The following is a 19481-nucleotide window of genomic DNA, read 5'->3' as shown; positions in this document are numbered from 1 at the left end:
CGGGTGGTCGGGTGGGGTCTCAGCGGTCGGCGGTGGCGTCGACCAGGTCGAGGCCGGTGAGGGTGCGCAGGCCGGCCACGTCGGTGCCGTGCACCTCGCGCACGAGCACCCGCCCGTCGCGCGGCTCGAGCACGCCGTGGTCGGTGTACACGCGGTCGACGCAGCCGACGCCGGTGAGCGGGTAGGTGCAGCGCTCGACCAGCTTGCTGCGGCCCTGCTTGTCGAGCAGCGTCATCATCACCAGGGTCGAGCGGGCGCCGGTGGCCAGGTCCATCGCGCCACCGACGGCGGGCACGTCGTCCGGTCGGCCGGTGTGCCAGTTCGCGAGGTCGCCGGTGACCGACACCTGGAAGGCGCCGAGCACGCAGACGTCGATGTGGCCGCCGCGCATCATGGCGAACGAGTCGGCGCTGTGGAAGTACGAGGCGCCGGCCAGCTCGGTGACGGGCACCTTGCCGGCGTTCACCAGGTCGGGGTCGACGTCGTCGCCGTGCGCCTCCGGACCCATGCCGAGCATGCCGTTCTCGGTGTGCAGCAGCACGCCGCTGCCGGGCGCGACGTGCGCGGCGACCCTGGTGGGCATGCCGATGCCGAGGTTCACCACCGCGCCCGGGGCGATGTCGGCGGCGACCCGCCGGGCGACCTCGTCCGGCGTCAGCAGGGCGCTCACGGGACGACCACCACGCGGTCGACGTACAGGCCGGGGGTGACGACGGCCTCGGGGTCGAGCCCGCCGGTCGGGACGACCTCGCCCACCTCGACCGCGGTCGTGGTGGCCGCGGCGGCCATCACCGGGCCGAAGTTGCGGGCGGTCTTGCGGTAGACGAGGTTGCCGAGCCCGTCGGCGCGGTGCGCGCGGACGAGGGCGAGGTCGGCGCGCAGCGCCGTCTCCAGCACCTGCATCCGGCCGTCGAGCTCGCGCACCTCCTTGCCCTCGGCGAGCGGGGTGCCGTAGCCGGTGGGCGTGAAGAACGCGCCGATGCCGGCGCCCCCCGCGCGGATGCGCTCGGCCAGCACACCCTGCGGCACCAGCTCGAGCTCGATCTCGCCGGCGCGGTAGCGGCGGTCGAAGTGGTGGCTGTCGGCCTGGCGCGGGAAGGAGCAGACCATCCGGCGCACCCGTCCGGCACCGACGAGCGCGGCCAGGCCGGTGTCGCCGTTGCCGGCGTTGTTGCTGACGACGGTGAGGTCGCCCGCACCGGTCTCGAGCAGCGCCTCGAGCAGGTGCACGGGCTGGCCCGCCGGGCCGAAGCCGCCGACCATGACGGTGGCGCCGTCGCGGACGCCGGCGACGGCCTCGGCGGCGGTCTCGCAGACGGTCACGGGCACCGGTGGCCTCCCCCGGGACGCCGCCTGGGCGCGCGGCAGCGGACGGGCGAGGACATGCGGCCGAGGCTAGCAGGTGCGGGCGATTCTCCGGTGGAACTTGACGCAGACCGCAGGACGTCCTGTCGACGGCGGCCGCAGCGCGACAGTGACCGGTCCGTGGGCGTGCGCCGCGGGTCGGGCGTCCCGGGCGGTAGCGTTCCCCGGTGACCTACCGCGCGCTGCGCCTGCTGACCCTCGTGTGGCTCAAGGTGTGGTGCCGCATGAGCGTCAAGGGCGTCGAGCACGTCCCGCGGTCCGGTCCGGTGCTGGTGGCCTCGAACCACCTGTCCTTCCTCGACTCGATCGTCATCCCGGTGGCGGTGCCGCGCCGCGTGCGCTTCCTGGCCAAGAGCGACTACTTCACCGGCACCGGCCCGTCCGGTGCCTGGAACCGGTTCTTCTTCACGGCGGTGGGCGCCGTCGCCGTCCCGCGCGGGTCGCACGCCGACGCCCAGGCCGCCCTGCACCTGGCCAAGGACGTGCTCGACCGCGGCGAGGCCTTCGGCATCTACCCCGAGGGCACCCGCAGCCGCGACGGCCGGCTCTACCGCGGACGCACCGGCGTCGCCTGGCTGGCGCTCGAGACGGGTGCGCCCGTCGTGCCGGTCGCGGTACGCGGCACCGACCGCGTGCAGCCCGTCGACTCCAAGCTCGTGCACCCGCACAAGATCGTGGTCGAGTTCGGCGAGCCGGTGCCGGTCGAGGCCGTCGCGCACCTGGCCAGCGCCGGCCAGAAGCGGCGGGCCCTCACCGACCTGGTGATGGAGCGGGTGCAGGCGATGAGCGGCCAGGAGCCTGCCGGCGCCTACAACGACCACCAGTCGCCCACCGGCTGACCGGTCAGCGCTCGAAGACCGTCCGGCCGCGCAGCACGGACTCCCGGCACGCCGGCAGCGGTGCGCCGGGCGTGAGGTCGGGCAGCCCCGGGGTGCCAGAGCGCTCGTCGGTCGACCACGCCGAGACCCGCGCGTCGGCGGCCTGCACCACCAGCTCGCCCGCCTCCCAGACCGCGAACGTCGCCTCGGCACCGGGGACGAGCGCGCCGGCGCCGTCGACCAGCGCGGCGCGGTGCGCCCCGCGGGTGTGGGCGTTGAACGCCGCCCGGGCGCTGATCCGCTGCTCGGGCACCTGGTGGAAGACCGCGGCCCGGATCGTGCCCCACGGGTCGACCGCCGTCACCGGCGAGTCCGACCCGAACGCCAGGACGACGCCCGCGGCCGCCATCGAGCCGATCGGGTTGAGGGTGGGACCCCGGTCGGGACCGAGCCGCTGGGCGTACAGGCTCTCGCCGCCGCCCCACAGCGCGTCGAACGCGGGCTGCATGCTCGCCGCCACCGCCAGGTCGGCCAGCACCGCGGCGCTCGCGGCGTCGGCGCCCTCGACGTGCTCGAGCCGGTGCCGGCTGCGCCGCAGCGCGTCGGCCCCGACCTCGGCGGCCGCGAGCCGCAGGCCCTCGACCGTGGCGGCGACGCCGGCGTCCCCGATGACGTGGAACCCGCCCTGCACCCCGGCGAGGGTGCAGGCGACCAGGTGCGCGGCGACCTGCTCGGGCTGCAGGTAGAGGTACCCGCGGTGGTCGTGCCCGTGCGGCGCGGCCACGAGCGGGTCGTCGGCGTACGGCTCGGTGAACGCCGCGGTCCGCGAGCCGATGGAGCCGTCGACGTTGAGGTCGCCGGCGAGCCCGCGCACCGGAACCCCCGCCTCGCGGAGCGCGGCGACCAGGGCCTCGGCCTGCTCCTGCGACTCGGCCCGCTCCCCCCGGTACGGGACGACGTCGGGCAGGTCGTCGCGGCCGGTCAGCGCGACGAGGCCCACGAGGTCGCCGAGCGGCGCGATGTGCGGCGCGCTCATCTCGTGGACGGTGAGCACGCCCTGCGCGGCGAACCGGCGCAGCGCGGCCAGCTGGTACTCCTCGCGGGTGGCGGGGTCGAGCGCCGAGCGGGTCGCGTCGCGGACGACGGCGTGCGCCTCGCGCTCGACCCGGCCGCTGTCGTCCCAGCCGTCGTACCGGGCCAGGTCGAGCGAGGCGGCCAGGGCCGACGACACGACGGCCGAGTGCACGTCGACGCGGGCCAGGTAGACGCTGCCGCCGTGCGAGGCGCGGTCGAGCTCGGCGCGGGTGGGTGGGCGTCCCTCGGGCCAGGTGGTCTCGTCCCAGCCGGCGCCGAGCACCGGGCGGCCGCGCGAGGCCCGGGAGGCGGCCTCGACGGCCTGCAGCACCTCGGCGAGCGAGCGGGCACCGGCCAGGTCGACCCCGAGCAGCGCGATCCCGGTGTCGGTGGTGTGGGCGTGCCCGTCGACGAACGCGGGCGTCACGAGCGCGCCCCCGAGGTCGACCACCCGGTCCACCCCCGCGACCTGGGTGGCCGCGGCCTCCTCCGAACCGAGCCAGCCGACGACGCCGTCGGCGACGACCATCGCCGTCGCGAACGGGTCGGCCGGGGAGTAGATGCTGCCGCCCCGGTACAGGACGGTGCCGGTCGGCGGGAGGTCGTCGGTGGGTCGCACGGCGCCATCCTGCCCGCCGCGCCGCTCGCTACGGTGGCGGGGTGGACGAGCTCGAGGTCGACTACCGCCTGGCGGCGTACTGCGTCGTGCGCGACGACGCCGGACGCGTGCTGCTGGCCCGCTGGAACGAGGTCGCCGACCCGCTGTGGGCGGTGCCGGGCGGCGGGGTCGAGCTCGAGGAGGACTTCGCCGAGGCGGCCGTCCGCGAGGTCCGCGAGGAGACCGGCTACGACGTCGAGCTGGTCCGGCTGCTCGGCGCGGCAGCCGTGTACATCCCCGGTGAGGAGCGCATCGACCCGACCCGCCGCGGTGTCCCCGGCAAGGCCGCCCGCGTCGTGTACGAGGCGCGGGTCGTCGGTGGCGCGCTCGCGGCCGAGGTGGGCGGCAGCACCGACGAGGCCCGCTGGTTCGAGCCCGCCGAGGTGGGCGCGCTCCCCCGCGTCGCCCTGGTCGACAGCGCCCTGCGGCTCGCCGGGGTCGAGGTCGGCGGCGGCCCCGACGACGTCCTCCCCTCCGGGGTCTGACCGCGGCCCCTCCGGGCCGGCTCAGGGTCGGGGTGGGGGTCTCCCCGATGCCCGCTCCGCCTCGTGGCGAGGACGCTCGGTCCCGTGATCGACACGACCCCGCCGAAGCCGCTCGTCCCGGTGCCGCACGCCCTGCCCCGCCGGCGCACCGCCGAGACCGCGGACCGACCCTCGCCCGGCCGCCGCGTGGGGTGGACGGTGCTCGCCGTCCTGTCGTGGGGCGTGGCCGGGTACGCGCTGTACCTGGTGTCGACCGGCTTCGCGGCGATCCCGGACGGCCCGGGTGACAACGGCCTGCCGCTCGCGCTGCAGGTGCACGTCGCCAGCGCCGCCGTGCCGCTGCTGCTGTGGCCCGTGCAGACCGTCCGCGCGCTGCGCCGCCGGCACCCGGGCGTGCACCGGTGGGTGGGCCGGGCGTACGTCGCGGGCGTCCTGGTCGCCGGGACGAGCGGTGCGGTCGCGGCCGTGGGCACCACGGCCGGACCGGTGGCCGGCGCGGGCTTCCTGCTGCTCGGGCTCGCCTGGCTGGGGTGCACCGCCGAGGCGGTGCTGCGGGTGCGGTCCGGTGACGTGGACGGGCACCGGCGCTGGATGGTGCGCTCGGTCGCGCTCACCCTGGCCGCGGTCACGCTGCGCCTGTACCTCGGCACCGCGACTGCCGCAGGGGCGGACGTCGACGTGGTCTACCCGGCGATCGCGTGGCTGTGCTGGGTGCCGAACCTGGCTGTGGCGCAGCGGTGGCTCGTGCGGCACCCGCGCGCGTGAGGCTCAGCCCTCGCGCTGCAGCTCGATGAGCTTGCCACTGATCCTGGTGCGCTGCAGCGCCTTCCAGGTCGACTTCGCCATGTCGGCGGGCAGCTCGACGAGGGTGTGGTCGGGTCGCACGGTGATCTTGCCGAAGTCGCTCCGGCGCAGGCCCCCCTCGTTGGCCAGCGCGCCGACGACCTGGCGAGGCTCGACCTTGTGCCGCTTGCCCACCGAGATCCGGTAGGTCGCCAGCGGGGGCGTGTCGCCGCGCGGGGCACGACGGCCGGTGCCGGTCGGGTTCTCGGTGCGCGCACCCTTGCCGGTGGGACGCGAGGAGGGCGCCGACGGCGGGGGCACGACCTCGTTCGGGTCGAGCAGCAGCGTGGTGTCGCCCTGCAGCACCACGGCCAGGGCCGCCGCCACGTCGAGCTCGGGCACGTCGTGCTCGCGCACGTAGTGGGCGACGACGTCGCGCAGCACCGCGACCTGCTCGGACGCCAGGGCGGCCGTGATCTTGTCGTCGAAGCGGGCGAGCCGGCCGGCGTTCACCTCGTCGGCGCTCGGGCGCTGCATCGGGGTCAGCGGCTGCTTGGTCGCCTTCTCGATGTGGCGCAGCAGGTAGCGCTCGCGCGGGGTGACGAAGCTGATGGCGTCGCCCTTGCGGCCTGCGCGACCGGTGCGGCCGATGCGGTGCACGTACGACTCGGGGTCGGTGGGGATGTCGTAGTTGACGACGTGGCTGACCCGCTCGACGTCGAGGCCGCGGGCGGCGACGTCGGTGGCGACGAGGATGTCGAGCTTGGCGTCCTTGAGCTGCTGCACCGTGCGCTCGCGCTGCACCTGCGCGACGTCGCCGTTGATGGCGGCGGCCGAGTAGCCGCGGGCGCGCAGCCGCTCGGCGAGGGTCTCGGTCTCGTGCTTGGTGCGGACGAAGACGATGAGGCCCTCGAAGTTCTCGACCTCGAGCAGGCGGGTCAGCACGTCGAGCTTCTGCGGGTAGCCGACCTCGATGTAGCGCTGGGTGATCGTCGACGACGACGCGGCGCGACCGCCGACCTCGATCTCTGCCGGGTCCTGCAGGTACTTCTGGGCCAGCCGGCGCACCGCGGTGGGCATCGTGGCCGAGAACAGGGCGACCTGCTTGTCGTCCGGCGTGGCGGCGAGGATCGTCTCGACGTCCTCGGCGAAGCCCATGCTCAGCATCTCGTCGGCCTCGTCGAGCACGAGCACCTTGAGCGCCGACAGGTCGAGCGTGCCCTTGTCGAGGTGGTCCATCACGCGCCCGGGCGTGCCCACGACCACGTGCACGCCGCGCCGCAGCGCGCTCAGCTGCACGCCGTACCCCTGGCCGCCGTAGACCGGCAGCACGTGCACGCCCTTGGTGCGCGAGGCGTACCGCTCGAACGCCTCGCACACCTGGAGCGCGAGCTCGCGCGTCGGTGCCAGCACCAGCGCCTGCGGCGTCTTCTGCCTCAGGTCGAGCCGGTCCAGGATCGGCAGCGCGAAGGCCGCGGTCTTGCCGGTACCCGTCTGCGCCTTGCCGATCAGGTCGCGACCCTCGAGCAGGACGGGGATCGTCGCCGCCTGCACCGAGGTCGGGTTCTCGTACCCGACGTCGGACAGCGCACGCAGGACGCGCTCACCCAGACCGAGGTCCGCGAAGGTGGTGGCGGGCTCGTCGGGCGCGGGATCGGTCACCCGTCGAGGGTAGGCGCTCCGGAGGGTGGTGCCGCACCACCGAGCTCCTCGAACAGCGTGAGCTGGATCCCGCCGGGCGCCTCGAGCCGGGAGTTCAGCGAGTCCCACGGCGTGCGGGTCGGTGGTGCGACCACCGTGGCGCCGCCCTCGACGGCTCGCCGGGTGGCGGTCTCGGCGTCGGGCACCTCCAGCGCGAGGCGCAGGTGCGGCGCGACCCGTCGACCGACCTCGACCCGGTCGATCAGCTCGACCTGCGCGGTGTTCGACAGCTCCAGCGTGGCGCGGCCGGCGCCCAGGATCGTCACCTGCGCGCCCTCGTCGCCTGCGTACGCCTCCTCCTCGGGCATCCCGAGCACGTCGCGGTAGAACCGCAGCGCCTCGTCGTAGTCGTCGGCGTGCACCACCAGGCGCAGCTGCAGCACGGGTCGCTCGTCGCTCATGGAGCCATCGTCGTGGACACAGGAAGGGGAGAACAGCGGCGATCCGGCGGCACGCAGCCGCAGGAGCCCTCCGACTCCCCCGCCCGTGCCCACGAACGCGCGCGCCGGGCGGCGGGCGGGATCGGCAGACTGCCGCAGGTGCACGAGCCGCCGTCCCACGTCGCCGACGCCGAGGTGCTGCGTGCCGTGCGGGCGCACTGGGCCCCCGACGTCGACGCGGTCGAGCACCTGCCGGTCGGTTTCGGTGCGCACCACTGGGCGGCCTCGGTGGCGGGCGACCGGCGGTTGTTCGTGACCCTGGACGCGCTCGAGCCGCGGCACACGCCGGCCACCCTCGAGGGCGCGTACGCCGGCGCGGTCGCGCTCGCCGCGCAGGGGCTGGAGTTCGTGCTCGCGCCGGTGCGGTCCGCGTCCGGGACGTGCACCGTGCCCGTCGGCGGCGGCGCCCTCAGCGCCACACCGTGGCGCGACGGGACGAGCGGCGACGGCCCGCACGCCGACCTGGCGGACGCACGCCGGTCGGCGGCGCGGCTCTCCCGGCTGCACGCGGCCCGGGTCGGCGCCGACGTGCGGTCGTGGGCGCCGCTGGTCGGCCCGGACCTCGGCGACCGGCTCGCCGACCTCCTCGCCCGCGACTGGGACGGCGGACCGCACGGCGCGACCGCGCACGAGGCCCTGCTCGCCGGCCTCGACGACGTGCGCACCTGGACCGCCCGGTACCACCGGCTCGCGGCACGCACCGACCCCGCCACCTGGGTGCCGACCCACGGCGAGCCCCACACGCGCAACCTGCTGCGCACCGATGCCGGCGAGCTCGTCGTCGACTGGGAGTCGCTGGCCGTGGCGCCGCGCGAGCGCGACCTGGCGACGCTGGTCGACCACGGCCCGGGGTGGGAGGACGCCTATGCCTGGCCCGCCGGCCGCGTCGGGCCCGATCCCGACCTGCTCGAGCTGTTCGACCTGGAGTGGCGTCTCGACGAGATCGCCCAGTACGCAGTGCTGTTCGCGGGCGAGCACGCCGACGACGCCGACGCGCGCACCTCGCTCGGAGGGCTGCGGCACGAGCTGACCCGGCCGCCGAGAACGCGCTAGGCCGGCCGCGCGACGCCGACGTCGTGCAGGTGGTGCGCGAGGTCGTGCAGGCAGTACCGGCCGAGGGTCAGCAGCGTGAACCGCGAGCCGTTCGAGCGGGTGCCCGTGCGGTCCCACGCGTCGCCGTACGCGTGGCCGAACGCCTCGGCGAGCCCCCGCGCGTCGTCGGCGAGCTGGTGGGCGACGACGGCGGGGTCCTGCTCGTCGTAGCGGCCGCGCCGGGCCGACTCGTCCTGGTCCCAATTCTCGAACTCCGCGCCGTCGTGGTCGAGGACGAGCCGCACGCGTCCGGCGAACACCCGGCACACGTCGCGCACGTGGCAGCCGTACTCGAGCGGCGACCAGCGGTCGGGCGCGGGCCGCTCGCGCGCCCCGGGTCGCGCCAGCACCTCGGACCAGGGCGCGGTGAGCCGCTCGGTCGCGAGTGCGACCTCCTCGGCCGCGACGGCGGACGCCTCGAAGCCGCACTCGGGGCACGGGCGCTCGAGCACCCACGTCCAGTCCTTGGTGTCGGGAGCGATCGCGTCCTGGCCCATCCACCGATCCTCGCGCCGGCGTCGGCCGTCTGCCAGGGGCAGATCTGCCAACGGCAGCAACGGATCCGCCACCGCGCGGTTCCGCGCAGCATGGCGGGATGAGCGCACCCGACACCCGCACCGGTCCCCTGCCGGACCCCGTCAAGGACGGCCTCCTGCGCCAGCGGATCGTCGTCCTCGACGAGGCCCTCGACGACACCAACGGCACCCGCCTGCTCGGTCAGCTGTTCCTGCTGTCGGCCGAGGACCAGCGCAGCGACATCACGCTGTGGATCAGCTCGCCCGGCGGCTCGGTGCCGGCGATGCTCGCGATCGCGGACACGATGCGGCTCATCCCGAACGACGTGTCGACCCTGGCGCTCGGGATGGCCGCCAGCGCCGGGCAGTTCCTGCTGTCGGCCGGGACGCCGGGCAAGCGGTTCGCGCTGCGGCACAGCCGGATCCTGATGCACCAGGGGTCGTCGGGCATCGGTGGCAGCGCCGTCGACATCGAGCTGCAGGCGGAGGACCTGAGGTACACCCGCGACACGGTGCTGGGTCTGATCGCCGAGCACACCGGCCAGCCGCTCGAGCGCGTCCTCGAGGACTCGCAGCGCGACCGGTGGTTCACGGCCGAGGAGGCGCGCACGTACGGGTTCGTCGACGAGGTGCTCGACTCGCTGGAGCGGGTGCGACCGGCCGGTCGGCAGCCGGTGGGCCTGAGCGTGAGGGCCGCGCGATGAGCTCGTACACGATCCCGAACGTCGTGGTGGCGCACCCGCGGGGCGACCGCGTCATGGACGTCTACAGCCAGCTGCTGACCGAGCGCATCGTCTACCTCGGCACCGAGGTCGACGACGGCGTCGCGAACGCGCTGATCGCGCAGATCCTGCACCTCGAGTCGCAGGACCCGGACGCCGAGATCAACCTCTACATCAACTCGCCCGGCGGCCTGGTGACCGCGGTCTTCGCCGTCTACGACACCATGCAGTTCGTCCGCGCCCCGGTGGCCACGACCTGCATCGGGCAGGCGGCCTCGACGGCGGCGATCCTGCTCGCCGCCGGCGAGCCGGGCCGCCGCGCGGTGCTCCCCCACTCCCGGGTGCTGCTGCACCAGCCGTCCGCGCGGGGCCAGGGCACCATCCCCGACCTCATCCTGCAGGCCGAGGAGGTGATCCGGGTGCGGGCGCAGGCCGAGGAGGTGCTGTCGCTGCACACCGGGCGGACCGTCGAGGAGCTGCGGCGCGACACCGACCGCGACCGGGTGCTGACCCCGCAGCAGGCGGTCGACTACGGCGTCGCCGACGTGGTGATGCCGGCACGGCGGACGCCGCTGGGCGCGCTGACGGGCTAGGCCGCGCGCAGCTGGGCGACCGGATCGCCGACCGGGGCGAGCTCGGCGAGCCGGGCGCCGGCGCGCAGCTCCCCGACGGCCGTGGCGCTCAGGTCGACGACCGTGGTCCCCAGCGCGCCGGCGACGGCGGCGACCACCTCGGACGACGGGTCCTTGAGGCCGCGCTCGACCTCGGAGAGGTACTGCGGGGAGATGCCGGCGCGCTCGGCGGTCTCGACGAGGGTGCGGCCGCGGTCGTGCCGCAGGTCGCGCATCGCCGCGCCGAGCACGTCGCGCCACAGCGGCTCGGGCCGTCGGGCGCGGCGGGGGCGTCCGGGGGTGCGGGGCATCGTCAGCAGGTCACCCATGGGCCGACGCTACGCGCGTCGACGACGAGGTCGGGAGCGGTTCTGCTGACGGCGGAACCGGTGCGGCTCACGACCACGAGACCCGCTGCCCCTGCCGCCAGGCGGCGAGCACCTCGCGCCCGCGTCCGCGACCGACCACCTCGTCGCCGCGGTTCCACAGCCCGAGGTAGAGCTGGAGCCCGGTGCCGCTCAGCACCGCGTCGCCGTCGTCCTGCGTCGTCGGGCCGTGCGTCGTCGTGATCGCCTCGCCGACGTGCATCGTCCACTCCTCGTCGACGTCGGTCGGGCGCACGTGCACCGTCGCCGGAGTCCCCAGCACGGTCTTCGACCGGCCGCGGGTGACGAACCCGCAGAGCAGCTCGTCGAGGCCGTCGAGCGCGACCTCCGGCGTGATGCCGGCGGCGGCGGCCTCGAGCGCGGTCGGGGCGCGGCCGAGCGCGGCCGACCGGGCGTCGACCGCGTGCACGGTCGTCTCGTGCGCCTGCCGGCGGGCCCAGAACTCGCGGGGTGCCGGTGCGTCCCGCAGGAAGGTCATCGCCCGCAGGTCGGCCGGGGCCGCGCGCAGCGCGGCGAGCAGCAGCGCCAGCCCCTCGCGGTAGTGCGCGCGCAGGTCGGGGACGGACGCCAGCAGGTCGCGCTTCGACGGCACCGCCTCCGGGTCGCCGGCGGACAGGTGCGCCGCCGCCCAGCGGTGCACCATCGTCTGGTGGGCCAGCAGGTCGGCCACGGTCCAGCGCGGGCAGGTCGGCACCGGCGCCGCGAGGTCGACCTCGGCCACGTGGGCGGCCAGGCGCTCCCCGGCGTCGTGGACGACGTCGAGGTGCTGCTCGAACGCGAGGCGGGCCGGCACGGCGCCATCGTGCCGCAGTCGCGGTCCGCCGCCCACCCTCTTCACCGCCGCGCGGGTCGGGTCTACGGTGGCGAGCCTGCGGCGGGGCCCGGGCCCGGCCACGACCGGGGAGGCACCGGATGACCGCCACCAGACCCACACCCCGAGCGTCCCTGCCGCTCGCGCAGCAGCTGCGCCGGCGCAAGCCGCTGGCCGACCCGCGAGGCGGGTCGCACGCCGGGCCCGAGCTGGCCCGGACGATCGGCGTCTTCCAGCTGACGATGTTCGGCGTCGGCGCCACGGTCGGCACCGGCATCTTCTTCGTCCTGCAGGAGGCGGTGCCCGACGCCGGCCCGGCGGTCGTGGTGGCGTTCCTGGTCGCCGGCGTCGCCGCCGGGCTGTCGGCCGTCTGCTACGCCGAGCTCGCCTCGGCCATCCCGGTCTCCGGCTCGACCTACTCGTACGCGTACCACGGGCTCGGCGAGCTGGTCGCGATGTTCGTCGCGGCCTGCGTGCTGCTGGAGTACGGCGTGTCGTCCGCGGCGGTCGCGGTCGGCTGGAGCGGCTACTTCAACGAGCTGCTGCTCAACACCGTGGGCTGGCAGATCCCCGACGCGCTGTCGTACTCGCCGATCCCGTTCGAGTCCAACACGACCGGACTGGTCAACCTGCCGGCGATGGTGCTGGTCGCCATGTGCGCCGTGCTGCTCGTGCGCGGCGCCAGCGAGTCGGCGCTGGTCAACACCGTCATGGTCGTGATCAAGCTGGCGGTGCTCGTGCTGTTCGCGGTCATCGCGTTCACGGCCTTCGAGGGCGACCGCTTCGAGGCGTTCTGGGCGGCGGGCGCAGCCGGCGTCAGCGCCGCGGCGGCCACGATCTTCTTCTCCTTCATCGGGCTGGACGCCGTCTCGACCGCCGGCGAGGAGGTGAAGGACCCGCAGCGCACCCTGCCCCGGGCGCTGATGGCCGCCCTCGCGGTGGTCGTGGCGATCTACGTGCTCGTGGCGGTCGCCGGCGTCGGATCGCAGCCGCTGGAGGAGTTCTCGAGCGAGGACCAGCAGAGCGCCGGCCTGTCCGTCATCCTGACGAACATCACCGGGTCGACGGTGCCGGGTAGCGTGCTCGCCGCCGGCGCCGTGATCTCGATCTTCTCGGTCACGCTCGTCACGCTGTACGGGCAGACCCGCATCCTGTTCGCGATGGGCCGCGACGGCATGCTGCCGAAGCGCTTCGCCGAGGTGCACCCCCGCACGCTGACGCCGACCTTCAACACCGTGGTGGTGGCGGTGGTCGTCGCCCTCGTGGCGGGCTTCGTCCCCTCGGACTACCTGTGGGACACCGTCTCGATCGGCACCCTCTGCGCCTTCACGGTGGTCGCGATCGGCGTGCTCGTGCTGCGGCGCACCCAGCCCGACCTGCACCGGCCGTTCCGCGTACCCGGCTACCCGGTGACCCCGGTGCTGACGGTGCTGGCGTGCGCCTACGTCGCCTACGGCATCTCGTCGATCACCTGGGTCATCTTCGCGGTCTGGGTCGCGATCGTGCTCGGCTTCTACCTGCTGTGGGGACGCCACCACGCGACCCTCGGCCGCGACCCCGGACGCCACGAGCGCGCCGACGCCGACCGGGAGCCGTCGTGACGTTCGTCGTGGGGTGGACGCCCGACCCCTCGGGGCAGTCCTCGGTCGACCTGGCGGCGGTCCTGGCGCGCTCCTCCGGCGAGCGGCTCGAGGTGGTCGCGGTCGTGCCGGCGCCCTGGCCGGTGCCGGGACCGGGACGGGTCGACGGGGAGTTCGCGACCTGGTCGGCCGAGCGCGGCGAGCACGCGGTGGACGCGGCGACGGCCTACCTCGCCGAGCACGCGTCCGACGTCGAGGCGAGCGTCTCCTGGCGCAGCGCTCGCTCGCCGTCCGCCGGGCTGGAGCTCGCGGCCCGCGAGCACGACGCGACGACGGTCGTGCTCGGCTCGTCCAGCGAGGGCCCGCTCGGCCGCGTCGTCGCGGGCGCCACGGCGGCGCGGATGCTGCACTCGTCCCCCGTGCCGGTGGCGGTCGCACCACGCGGCTACCGCGCGTCCGCCGGGACGCGGGTGCGGCGGGTGACCTGCGCGTTCCGCGACGACCCCGGCGCGGTCGACCTGCTGACGCGCACCGCGGCCATCACCCACGGCGTCGGCGCGGTGCTGCGGGTCGCGACGTTCGGCGTCCGCGGCCGGACGATGTACCCGCCGGAGCTGGCGCCCTCGACCGAGGACGACGTGCTCGACGCCTGGCGCGAGCAGGCGGCCGCCGCGCAGCGCCGGGCCCTCGGCGCGCTCGACGGCGGTCCGGTGCCGCCCGGCGAGGTCGAGACCCTCGTCGGCGTCGGGCGCAGCTGGGCGCGCGCGCTCGACGACGTGCCGTGGGAGCCGGACGACGTGCTGGTCGTCGGGTCCTCGTCCGCGGGCTCGCTGGCGCGGGTGTTCCTCGGCTCGACCGCCACCAAGATCGTGCGGCACTCGCCGGTGCCGGTCGTGGTGGTGCCCGCGCGGGGGTGACGGCTGGCACGCCGGTCGCCCGTGCCGCAGGGTGGGACGAGACCCCCGACCCCGCAGGAGGACGACGATGAGGTACCGCACGCTGGGCAGCAGCGGCACGGTGGTGTCGGCGCAGTGCCTGGGCACCATGACGTTCGGCGCCGAGGCCGACGAGGAGACCTCGCACGCGATCATGACCGCGTTCGCGGAGGCCGGCGGGACCTTCCTCGACACCGCCGACGTCTACAGCAGCGGCGTCTCGGAGGAGATCGTGGGCAGCTGGCTGCGCGCCCACCCGACGCAGGCCGCGCAGACGGTCGTCGCCACCAAGGGCCGGTTCCCGATGGGCGACGGACCCAACGACGTCGGCCTGTCGCGGCGGCACCTGCGCACCGCGCTCGACGCCTCGCTGCGCCGGCTCGGCACCGACCACGTCGACCTGTACCAGGTGCACGCCTTCGACGCGCTCACGCCGCTGGAGGAGACGCTGCGCTTCCTCGACGACGCCGTCACCGCGGGGAAGATCTCGTACTACGGCTTCTCGAACTACCTGGGCTGGCAGGTGACCAAGGCCTCGATGCTGGCCGCGGCGCACGGCTGGTCGGCGCCGGTCACGCTGCAGCCGCAGTACAACCTGCTCGTGCGCGACATCGAGCACGAGGTGGTGCCGGCCTGCCAGGACGCCGGTCTCGGGCTGCTGCCGTGGTCGCCGCTGGCCGGTGGCTGGCTCACCGGCAAGTACGAGCGCGACGTCGACCCCACCGGTGCCACCCGGCTCGGTGAGGACCCGGCCCGTGGGATGGAGGCGTGGGAGGCCCGCAACGCCGACGACCGCACCTGGGCCGTGCTCGACGAGGTCCGCACGGTCGCGGTCGCGGTCGACGCCACCCCGGCCCAGGTCTCGCTGGCCTGGCTCGCCGCGCGTCCCGCCGTCACGTCGGTGATCCTCGGCGCGCGCACGGTCGAGCAGCTCGAGGGGCTGCTGCCCGCGGCCGACCTCGACCTGCCCGCCGAGCACCTCGACCGCCTCACCGAGGCCAGCGCGCCGCGGGTCGACGACTACCCCTACGGCACCGCCGGTGTCGCGCAGCGCCACCGCCCGCTGGAGGGCGGTCGCTGAGGCGGGTCTGGTCGCGGACCGTCGGCGCGCCTACGCTGGCGGCACGGCCCGGGCGGCCGGCCGCCTGCACCCTTCGGGGACGGTGAACGCCCGTCGCACCGCCGCTCCACCCCGTCCGTGACGAGCCGCCCAGGCGGACCGCCGCAGGCAACGCAGGCACCCTGTTCCGCCGTCCGCCGGGAACTGGCCCACGATGTCGCACCACCTGCCGTCGACCGACGACCTCAAGCAGCAGGCCCGCCGCCTGCGCGCCGCCCTCGCCGCGCGCGGCACCGAGCTGTCCCATGGCCACGCGCTCGAGCTGGTCGCGGCCCAGCACGGCGTCCGCGACTGGAACACGTTGAGCGCGAAAGAGTCTGCTCCGACCGTCGCCGGGGGTGACGGGTTCGGCCCGGTCATCCCCGTGCTGCGGATCTTCGACGTCGCGAAGGCGCGGGAGTTCTACCTCGGCTTCCTGGGCTTCACGCAGGACTGGGAGCACACCTTCGACGACCACTCCCCCTCGTACCTGCAGGTGAGCCGCGCCGGCGCGGTGCTCCACCTGTCCGAGCACCACGGCGACGCGACACCCGGCGCCACCGTCCGCATCCTGGTGCCGGACGCCGCCGCCGTGCAGCGCGAGCTGGTCGGCCGCGACTACCGCTACGCGCGACCCGGTCTGGAGACGATGCCCTGGGGCCTCGAGGTCCAGGTCGGCGACCCGTTCGCCAACCGCCTCGTCTTCCACCAGCTGGTCGAGGGCGGCGACGAGGTCGACCACGACGAGGCGGCCGCCGCCCCGATCGAGCACGAGCTGCGTGTCGAGGGCAGCCCGGAGCACGCGTTCCGGGTGCTGACCGAGCGGATCGGGACGTGGTGGGACCCGGTGTACGCCCCGTCCGGGCTGCGCGACGTGCAGATCGAGCCGCGCGTCGGCGGCAGCAGCACGATGCTGCTCGACGGCGGCGGGTCCTACCGCTGGGGCACGGTCACCGCCTGGGAGCCTGGAGCGCGCTACGCGCAGACCTTCTCCCTCGGCGGCGACGCGAACCACCCCACCGAGGTCGACATCGCGTTCGAGCCCGACGGCGACGGCACCCTCGTCCGGTTCCGCCACGGCGGCTGGACGGCGGCCAACGTCGCCGGCCGCCCCCGCTTCACCGACTGGCCCGTGATCCTCGAGCGCTACGTCGACGCCTGCCGCCTCCCCTGACCGCTGGCACGCCGGCCGGTTGGGCAGGACTGCAGGCAGGTCCGTCGTCGGCGGCCTGGGAGAGGCCGCAGAGGGTCGACCTGCCTGCAGGTCTGCCCGGTCGGCGCGCGCGACGGACGTGCGGTGCGGCACCGGCGCACGGTTCGCCGTCACGGCCGGAGTGATACGGGAAGACTTGCGGCGAGATGGCGCGTGGACGGGACGTCCTCCCGTACACTCGCCCGCATGACGCAGCTGCCGCAGCCCTACGCCTACGCCCGTCGCGAGGTCGTCGAGCCCGACTGGACGCGCTTCCCGGGCTGGAAGGACGTCACCGCCGCGGAGTGGGACAGCGCCCAGTGGCAGCGGGTGAACTGCGTGAAGAACGTCAAGCAGCTGCGCGCCCTGTTCGGGGAGCTGCTCACCGAGGAGTTCTACGCCGACGTCGAGCGCGACCAGGCCGAGCGGGCCACGATGTCGATGCTCGTGCCGCCGCAGATGCTGAACACGATGGTGCCCGCCACCGACGGCCCGATGCCGGCCGCCGGCGAGGACTTCACCGCGGCGTTCCGGGCCGACCCGGTGCGCCACTACATGCTCCCCGTCTTCAGCGACCGCCGCACCGACTGGGCGAGCCACCCGTTCGCGACCCGCGACAGCCTGCACGAGCACGACATGTGGGTGGCCGAGGGCCTCACCCACCGCTACCCCACCAAGGTGCTCGCCGAGCTGCTGTCGACCTGCCCGCAGTACTGCGGCCACTGCACCCGCATGGACCTGGTCGGCAACTCCACGCCGCAGGTGCCGAAGCTGAAGTTCGAGCTGAAGCCGGTCGACCGGCACGGCGCGATGCTCGACTACCTGCGCCGCACCCCGTCCGTCCGCGACGTCGTGGTCTCCGGCGGCGACGTCGCGAACATGCCGTGGAAGAACCTCGAGGTCTTCCTCGGCCAGCTGCTCGAGATCGAGAACATCCGCGACATCCGGCTGGCCACCAAGGCGCTGATGGGCCTGCCGCAGCACTGGAGCGCCCCGGACGTCGTCGAGGGCGTCGCCCGCGTCGCCCGCACCGCCCGCGACCGCGGCGTCAACCTGGCGATCCACACCCACGTGAACAACGCGCAGTCGGTGACGCCGGCGGTCACGAAGGCCACCCGCCTCATGCTCGAGGCCGGCGTGCGCGACGTGCGCAACCAGGGCGTGCTCATGCGCGGCGTGAACGACTCGCCCGAGGCGCTGCTCGACCTGTGCTTCGCGCTGCAGGACGGCGCCTCGATCACGCCGTACTACTTCTACATGTGCGACATGATCCCGTTCAGCGAGCACTGGCGGATGTCGCTGGCCGAGGCCCAGCACCTGCAGCACGCGATCATGGGCTACCTGCCCGGCTTCGCGACGCCGCGCATCGTCTGCGACGTGCCGTTCGTCGGCAAGCGCTGGGTGCACCAGGTGCACAGCTACGACACCGAGCACGGCATCTCGTACTGGACGAAGAACTACCGCACCTCGATCGAGGCCGAGGACGCCGACGCGCTCAACCGCGAGTACGTGTACTACGACCCGATCTACACGCTGCCCGAGAGCGGCCAGGAGTGGTGGCGCACCCACGGCGGCGACGCCGAGGCGCTGCAGGAGGCCGCAGTGCTCGCCGCCGCGTCCAGCCGCGAGGTCGCTGCCGAGCAGGCCGACGCGCCGAGCCACGCCGTCCACGCCTGACGGTGGGACGCGCCCTCAGATGCTGGGGGCGCGTCCCTCGTAGGGGGTCGACAGCACGACCGTGGTGCGGGTCGAGACGTTCGCCGTCGACCGGACGCGGCTCAGCAGGTCCTCGAGGGCCGCGGGGCTCGCGACGCGGACCTTGAGGATGTACGACTCCTCCCCCGCCACCGAGTAGCAGGAGTCGATCTCCGGCACCGCCTCGAGCCGCTGGGGGACGTCGTCCGGTGCCGCCTTGTCGAACGGGGTCACCGAGATGAACGCCGTCAGCGCCAGACCGAGCTTCTCGGGGTCGACCACCGCCGCGTACCCGGTGATCACGCCGCGCTCCTCGAGCCGGCGCACCCGCTGGTGCACGGCCGAGGTCGACAGCCCGGTGGCGCGCGCGAGGTCGGTGTAGCTCATCCGGCCGTCGGCGCCGAGCAGCCGCACGATCTCGCGATCGGTCTCCTCCATGCCGGAAGACTAGTGGTGGACGGCGCGCGCCCCGGCGGCCCGACGGCGAGGATGACCGCGTGCGCGACGACGGGGGCAGCGGCTCGTTCGGTGACGGCCTGCGCGCGAGCGCGCCGCTCGTGCTGCCCACCGCCGCGATCGGTGTGACGTTCGGGCTGCTCGCCGAGCCCGTGGTGGGTGGCCTCGCAGCCGTCCTGATGTCGGCGCTGGTCTGGTCGGGCACCGCCCAGCTCGCCGCCCTCACGGCGCTGTCGGGAGGCGCCGGCTGGCTCGTGGCCGGCGGCACCGGGCTGCTCGCGAACGCCCGGTACCTGCCGATGGGGTTCGCGCTCGCGCCGTCCCTCGGTCGGGGGCGCGGGCGCGACGCCGTGACCGGGCTGCTGCTCGCCGACGCCTCGTTCGCTCTCGCCCACCGGGCAGACGGTGGCTACGACCGCTCTCGGCTCGAGGGGGCGATGCCGCTGCAGTACCTCGCCTGGCTCGGCGGGACGGCGGCCGGCGTCGCAGGGGCCGCCGTGGTCACCGACCCCGGCGCCTTCGGGCTCGACGCGCTGTTCCCGGTGTTCTACCTGGCGCTGCTGCTGCCCGAGCTGCGCCGGTCGTGGGTGCCGGTGGCCGTGGCGCTGCTCGCGGCCGCGGTGACGCTGGCGCTCACGCCGGTGGCGCCGCCCGGGGTCCCGGTGCTCGCGGGCGTGCTGGCCGCGCTGCTCGGCCTGCGGCGGTGGGACCGGTGACCTGGGCCGTCATCGCGGTGCTCGCCGTCGGCACCGCGCTGCTGAAGACGCTCGGTCCGGTGCTCGCGGGCGGACGACGTCCGCCGGAGCGGCTCGAGCGGGTGGTGGATCTGCTGGCGCCTGCGCTGCTCGCATCGCTGGTCGTCACGAGCACGTTCACCACCGACGGCGCGGTCGTCGTCGACGGAAGGGCGGCCGGGGTCGCCGTCGGGCTGGGGCTGCTGCTCGTGCGCGCACCCCTGCTGGTGGCCCTGGTGGCCGGCGCGGTCACGGCTGCCGCGCTGCACGCGTGGCTGTGACCCCCCGCACCGTCACCGCGCACCCCTACGATCGCTGACGTGGCCGAC

Annotated in this window: 22 protein-coding genes and 1 pseudogene; 14 read left to right on the top strand and 9 right to left on the bottom strand. The window is 74.9% G+C overall.

Going from position 1 to position 19481, the window contains the following annotated elements; genetic code table 11:
- Positions 1 to 19: 19 nt before the first annotated feature.
- Together ACYVKY_RS11005 and ACYVKY_RS11000 are read right to left on the bottom strand one after the other, a co-directional pair.
- Positions 20 to 670 carry a sugar phosphate isomerase family gene (locus tag ACYVKY_RS11005; RefSeq protein WP_460435014.1) on the bottom strand — a complete coding sequence of 217 codons (651 nt, stop codon included), beginning with the start codon at positions 668 to 670 and terminating at the stop codon, positions 20 to 22.
- Positions 667 to 1329, bottom strand: coding sequence for a sugar phosphate isomerase family (locus tag ACYVKY_RS11000; RefSeq protein WP_460435013.1), 663 nt, complete (start codon positions 1327 to 1329; stop codon positions 667 to 669). Before ACYVKY_RS11000 ends, ACYVKY_RS11005 begins: the two co-directional genes overlap by 4 nt.
- A gap of 203 nt (positions 1330 to 1532) precedes the next feature.
- Between ACYVKY_RS11000 and ACYVKY_RS10995 the strand changes: the two genes are divergently transcribed.
- Positions 1533 to 2204, top strand: coding sequence for a lysophospholipid acyltransferase family protein (locus tag ACYVKY_RS10995; RefSeq protein WP_460435012.1), 672 nt, complete (start codon positions 1533 to 1535; stop codon positions 2202 to 2204).
- Positions 2205 to 2208: 4 nt separating this feature from the next.
- Here the strand turns inward: ACYVKY_RS10995 and ACYVKY_RS10990 are convergent, their stop codons facing one another.
- On the bottom strand, positions 2209 to 3876 hold the full coding sequence (locus ACYVKY_RS10990; RefSeq protein ID WP_460435011.1) for an amidohydrolase: 1668 nt from the start codon (positions 3874 to 3876) through the stop codon (positions 2209 to 2211).
- 41 nt (positions 3877 to 3917) lie between these two features.
- Here ACYVKY_RS10990 and ACYVKY_RS10985 point away from each other — a divergent pair, with 41 nt between their 5' ends.
- Both ACYVKY_RS10985 and ACYVKY_RS10980 read left to right on the top strand, forming a co-directional pair.
- Positions 3918 to 4400 (top strand): NUDIX hydrolase, encoded by a 483-nt coding sequence (locus ACYVKY_RS10985; RefSeq protein ID WP_460435010.1) that lies wholly within the window; start codon positions 3918 to 3920, stop codon positions 4398 to 4400.
- An 84-nt stretch (positions 4401 to 4484) separates the two neighbouring features.
- Complete coding sequence (locus ACYVKY_RS10980; RefSeq protein WP_460435009.1) at positions 4485 to 5165, top strand: DUF2306 domain-containing protein; 681 nt, start codon at positions 4485 to 4487, stop codon at positions 5163 to 5165.
- A 3-nt stretch (positions 5166 to 5168) separates the two neighbouring features.
- Here the strand turns inward: ACYVKY_RS10980 and ACYVKY_RS10975 are convergent, their stop codons facing one another.
- Both ACYVKY_RS10975 and ACYVKY_RS10970 read right to left on the bottom strand, forming a co-directional pair.
- Complete coding sequence (locus ACYVKY_RS10975) at positions 5169 to 6845, bottom strand: DEAD/DEAH box helicase (protein WP_460435008.1); 1677 nt, start codon at positions 6843 to 6845, stop codon at positions 5169 to 5171.
- Positions 6842 to 7285 (bottom strand): VOC family protein, encoded by a 444-nt coding sequence (locus ACYVKY_RS10970; RefSeq protein WP_460435007.1) that lies wholly within the window; start codon positions 7283 to 7285, stop codon positions 6842 to 6844. Before ACYVKY_RS10970 ends, ACYVKY_RS10975 begins: the two co-directional genes overlap by 4 nt.
- A gap of 138 nt (positions 7286 to 7423) precedes the next feature.
- On the opposite strand from ACYVKY_RS10970, the gene ACYVKY_RS10965 reads away from it, so the two are divergent.
- The gene (locus ACYVKY_RS10965) at positions 7424 to 8377 is read left to right on the top strand and encodes an aminoglycoside phosphotransferase (RefSeq protein ID WP_460435006.1); all 954 of its coding nucleotides are present in this window, start codon (positions 7424 to 7426) and stop codon (positions 8375 to 8377) included.
- On the opposite strand, the gene ACYVKY_RS10960 is transcribed toward ACYVKY_RS10965, so the two are convergent.
- On the bottom strand, positions 8374 to 8913 hold the full coding sequence (locus ACYVKY_RS10960; protein WP_460435005.1) for a DinB family protein: 540 nt from the start codon (positions 8911 to 8913) through the stop codon (positions 8374 to 8376). The genes ACYVKY_RS10965 and ACYVKY_RS10960 overlap by 4 nt on opposite strands.
- 98 nt (positions 8914 to 9011) lie before the next feature.
- Between ACYVKY_RS10960 and ACYVKY_RS10955 the strand changes: the two genes are divergently transcribed.
- Complete coding sequence (locus ACYVKY_RS10955) at positions 9012 to 9635, top strand: ClpP family protease (RefSeq protein ID WP_460435004.1); 624 nt, start codon at positions 9012 to 9014, stop codon at positions 9633 to 9635.
- Positions 9632 to 10246, top strand: a complete 615-nt coding sequence (locus ACYVKY_RS10950) for a ClpP family protease (RefSeq protein ID WP_460435003.1) — start codon at positions 9632 to 9634, stop codon at positions 10244 to 10246. The genes ACYVKY_RS10955 and ACYVKY_RS10950 overlap by 4 nt, the downstream gene beginning before the upstream one ends.
- On the opposite strand, the gene ACYVKY_RS10945 is transcribed toward ACYVKY_RS10950, so the two are convergent.
- Together ACYVKY_RS10945 and ACYVKY_RS10940 are read right to left on the bottom strand one after the other, a co-directional pair.
- Complete coding sequence (locus ACYVKY_RS10945) at positions 10243 to 10593, bottom strand: helix-turn-helix domain-containing protein (protein ID WP_460435002.1); 351 nt, start codon at positions 10591 to 10593, stop codon at positions 10243 to 10245. The genes ACYVKY_RS10950 and ACYVKY_RS10945 overlap by 4 nt on opposite strands.
- Positions 10594 to 10660: 67 nt before the next feature.
- Positions 10661 to 11443 (bottom strand): maleylpyruvate isomerase mycothiol-dependent enzyme family protein, encoded by a 783-nt coding sequence (locus ACYVKY_RS10940; protein ID WP_460435001.1) that lies wholly within the window; start codon positions 11441 to 11443, stop codon positions 10661 to 10663.
- A gap of 119 nt (positions 11444 to 11562) precedes the next feature.
- Here ACYVKY_RS10940 and ACYVKY_RS10935 point away from each other — a divergent pair, with 119 nt between their 5' ends.
- The 6 genes and pseudogenes from ACYVKY_RS10935 to ACYVKY_RS10910 all read left to right on the top strand — a co-directional run bounded on the left by ACYVKY_RS10935 (position 11563) and on the right by ACYVKY_RS10910 (position 17944).
- Positions 11563 to 13062 carry an amino acid permease gene (locus ACYVKY_RS10935; protein WP_460435000.1) on the top strand — a complete coding sequence of 500 codons (1500 nt, stop codon included), beginning with the start codon at positions 11563 to 11565 and terminating at the stop codon, positions 13060 to 13062.
- Positions 13059 to 13958, top strand: coding sequence for a universal stress protein (locus ACYVKY_RS10930; RefSeq protein WP_460434999.1), 900 nt, complete (start codon positions 13059 to 13061; stop codon positions 13956 to 13958). Before ACYVKY_RS10935 ends, ACYVKY_RS10930 begins: the two co-directional genes overlap by 4 nt.
- 67 nt (positions 13959 to 14025) lie before the next feature.
- Entirely contained in the window at positions 14026 to 15057 is a 1032-nt protein-coding gene (locus tag ACYVKY_RS10925) for an aldo/keto reductase (protein WP_460434998.1), read from the top strand.
- A gap of 193 nt (positions 15058 to 15250) precedes the next feature.
- A pseudogene (locus ACYVKY_RS10920) lies at positions 15251 to 15787 on the top strand (glyoxalase superfamily protein); the annotation flags it as partial.
- Positions 15788 to 16249 carry an SRPBCC domain-containing protein gene (locus tag ACYVKY_RS10915; RefSeq protein WP_460435077.1) on the top strand — a complete coding sequence of 154 codons (462 nt, stop codon included), beginning with the start codon at positions 15788 to 15790 and terminating at the stop codon, positions 16247 to 16249.
- 225 nt (positions 16250 to 16474) lie between these two features.
- Complete coding sequence (locus ACYVKY_RS10910; RefSeq protein WP_460434997.1) at positions 16475 to 17944, top strand: KamA family radical SAM protein; 1470 nt, start codon at positions 16475 to 16477, stop codon at positions 17942 to 17944.
- A 15-nt stretch (positions 17945 to 17959) separates the two neighbouring features.
- Here ACYVKY_RS10910 and ACYVKY_RS10905 read toward each other — a convergent pair whose 3' ends face one another.
- A complete protein-coding gene (locus ACYVKY_RS10905) occupies positions 17960 to 18400 on the bottom strand; it encodes an Lrp/AsnC family transcriptional regulator (protein ID WP_460434996.1) in 441 nt (146 codons plus the stop codon).
- A gap of 59 nt (positions 18401 to 18459) precedes the next feature.
- On the opposite strand from ACYVKY_RS10905, the gene ACYVKY_RS10900 reads away from it, so the two are divergent.
- A complete protein-coding gene (locus tag ACYVKY_RS10900; RefSeq protein WP_460434995.1) occupies positions 18460 to 19134 on the top strand; it encodes an AzlC family ABC transporter permease in 675 nt (224 codons plus the stop codon).
- Complete coding sequence (locus ACYVKY_RS10895) at positions 19122 to 19433, top strand: AzlD domain-containing protein (RefSeq protein WP_460434994.1); 312 nt, start codon at positions 19122 to 19124, stop codon at positions 19431 to 19433. Before ACYVKY_RS10900 ends, ACYVKY_RS10895 begins: the two co-directional genes overlap by 13 nt.
- Positions 19434 to 19481 lie beyond the last annotated feature (48 nt).

The organism is Angustibacter speluncae (assembly GCF_054777815.1).
Note: the sequence above shows the minus strand (reverse complement) of the source record. Positions and strands in the feature narration are given on the sequence as shown.